Annotated in this window: 4 protein-coding genes and 2 pseudogenes; 1 reads left to right on the forward strand and 5 read right to left on the reverse strand. The window is 44.7% G+C overall.

Annotated elements, in window-relative coordinates:
• Nucleotides 1-216, forward strand: a 216-nt coding sequence (locus AC27KI_RS22860) for a hypothetical protein (RefSeq protein WP_487115995.1), incomplete at its 5' end; no start/stop codon positions are given.
• A 143-nt stretch (nt 217-359) separates the two neighbouring features.
• Here AC27KI_RS22860 and AC27KI_RS22865 read toward each other — a convergent pair.
• The 5 genes and pseudogenes from AC27KI_RS22865 to AC27KI_RS22885 all read right to left on the reverse strand — a co-directional run.
• A pseudogene (locus tag AC27KI_RS22865) lies at nt 360-531 on the reverse strand (RHS repeat-associated core domain-containing protein); the annotation flags it as partial.
• Nucleotides 532-724: 193 nt separating this feature from the next.
• On the reverse strand, nt 725-1,240 hold the full coding sequence (locus AC27KI_RS22870) for a hypothetical protein (protein WP_487115997.1): 516 nt from the start codon (nt 1,238-1,240) through the stop codon (nt 725-727).
• 215 nt (nt 1,241-1,455) lie between these two features.
• A complete protein-coding gene (locus AC27KI_RS22875) occupies nt 1,456-1,839 on the reverse strand; it encodes a hypothetical protein (protein ID WP_487115999.1) in 384 nt (127 codons plus the stop codon).
• Nucleotides 1,840-1,874: 35 nt separating this feature from the next.
• Nucleotides 1,875-2,246 carry a hypothetical protein gene (locus tag AC27KI_RS22880; protein ID WP_487116001.1) on the reverse strand — a complete coding sequence of 124 codons (372 nt, stop codon included), beginning with the start codon at nt 2,244-2,246 and terminating at the stop codon, nt 1,875-1,877.
• Nucleotides 2,228-2,421: pseudogene (locus AC27KI_RS22885) on the reverse strand (RHS repeat-associated core domain-containing protein); the annotation flags it as partial. The gene AC27KI_RS22880 and the pseudogene AC27KI_RS22885, both read right to left, overlap by 19 nt.

A 2,421-nucleotide genomic window follows, 5' to 3' on the forward strand; every position in this document is an offset into this window, starting at 1 on the left:
AAAAATTTCGTTGTCCATTTTATTTATCTTCAAGGCGGATTAGGAGCAACATTTATAGGATATGCAGTTGATATTTGCCCACTATATTTAGGATGCGAAGGCGGACAAAAATCCACCCGTATTTCCACGCCATCTCTGACACCAATAGCGTATGGAGAATTCCATTTTCCTGCGTCAGTAATGGGAGCTGGATCAGTTGCTACATCCGAAACATGATGGAGTATGTCAGCATCTGTCCAGTGGGCTGGGGAACTCTGTTTTTCCTGGTTTATTAGCGCCACAACGATGGCGATTAAGAATGTGATCTTTTCGATGCCCAGTGAGGTCAGTGGCACAGGGGGCTGAGCCAAGTGAGTCAGCATAGGAAATTGGATTAATGCCATATCGATGTAAATTCACTCCGCCCGCCAACCCAATCGGATCAGGCGTCGTGAACGTCCCCAGGTCCGGGTCGTAGTACCGGAACGTGTTGTAGTGCAGCCCCGTTTCCCGATCCAGGTACTGCCCCTGAATCCTCAGGTTCTGTGGGGCCGCCGCCGTCTGCTGGCTGGCCGGTTGCATCGCGAATGCCAGCCACTACGCCACCACCGCTCTGCTCTACGCTTGGTACAAGGCGCACTCCAACACCAGATTGTCGTTTGAGCCCAATATCTCATCCCAAAGGCCGATTCAATTAAACATGCATATGCTTGAGGGGCACATTCAACTAAGACTTAGAGACAGGTCAATCTCGATCAATCGAAATTAAATTTCTTGAATACAAATTAAAAACATAATCAGATTGGTCTTTTGGAAAAGCAACAAGCGAATCACGAACGTGAATAAACCAATCAAAAGATTTATCAAAAATGTAAAGCAATCCGCTGCTATACACCTCAGACCTCATAGGATCATAGAAATACTCGGAAAGATCTCTTGATTCGGCACAAAAGAATCTATGGGGACCATTTTTATCAAATCGTCCTCCTTCAAACCAAAAAATAGTATTGGCATCTTTAAAAAAGGGCGCGAGGAGCACGCTTCTATCGCAGGTCACGGAATGCAAATGGCCATCAATATAAGGACCAGAAAAATTAAAACTCCATTTTCTCTTTTCAGAGAACTTGCGTATTGAAGTATCAAAAACGGGTTTTTTATACACGTGTGTCCCACGGAAAAATTTGTACAAAAAAACTTTGTGCATTTTTCCTGCAAGCACTGAATCCAACGATCGGCCAGGGATGTTTAGCTCATGCTTCACATTAATCACCAAAAAATATGATCCCAGTCTCTCCCATTATTATCTTTTTACTTAATTTTGGAAGGCCCTTACTTATCCCACCGTCAACCTAGCCCTTTAAAATTCTTCTTAGGCAGGAAGGCAATGCTCGGCTCTATCTTTACCAAGCTGTGGCTTATACCGCCAAAAACGGAATTTTTCAAAAATGCTAGAATCTTCCAACAAAAAATACGTCCTCATAAGAGAATATTTTTTTCCGACTGTTTGGTATAAATATTAGAGAACTCTCGTCTGACGGGTAAAAAAAAATCAGTCCAGTTATTGACAAGAGTACTCTTCTGAACCATGCACGCGCTTCGAGCACCCCAAAAGAAAATCACCAATTCATACGATCGCAATTCTTTTTTAAAGAAACGGCTTCCCTCCGCCTCGCTCGAAAAATCCAAAGTCAATTTCCTCAGAACCCCTTTGTCGGCAAAAGGCATTTTCATCAAATGAAAAAATTCATTTGATATATGCACTTTCCATAACTCAAGGCTTTGAGCGGGATCAAAAAAAAACAAGCGCCGTCTTATCACCTTCAGAAATTTTGCAATCCGATGAATTAATTCGCCATGCATCCGGAAATTTGTCTTCGTCGAATCGACACCCCATATCATTCTCCATCATAAAACACATGTCCAGCTCCGCCGGAGGACTTACCGCTCTCCCAGTCTTTCCACTTTATATGAGGAATATTATTCTCTGGCGCATTCACCGTGTGCGATTCATTTGGATGGTGCTCATATCCCTTTTTATAAGGCGTTTCCGTGTATGTAGGCTTATTTTCAATATTTCCCTTGGCGGCTTTCAATAGGCTTTCAGCATCAGCCTTGTTTGCGGTTCGGAAATTGGATTTCCCGCCAGACTTAATTGATTCAACTGCTTTCTTCCATTGAGGACTACCGGGACGAATGACTGGGAGATTTGTAGCGTTCCCAACCTCATCACCAGTTAGTCCACATTTGATCCATCCCCAAGGATCCACCCAAGCGATCGGATTTGGCGCATACCCATGCAGGTTGAGTCCCCCCGCCAGCCCAATCGGATCAGGCGTCGTGAACGCCCCAAAATCCGGGTCGTAATACCGGAACTGTTGTAGTGCAGCCCCGTTTCCCGGTCCAGGTACTGCCCCTGCATCTCAGGTTCTGCGGGGCCCGCCG

The sequence above is a fragment of the Acidovorax sp. KPB24-03 genome, assembly GCF_057546605.1.

Excerpts from the sequence above, each read along its gene's own strand:
- AC27KI_RS22875 (WP_487115999.1), bottom strand. The coding sequence starts at position 1,839 with ATGCATGGCGAATTAATTCATCGGATTGCAAAATTTCTGAAGGTGATA.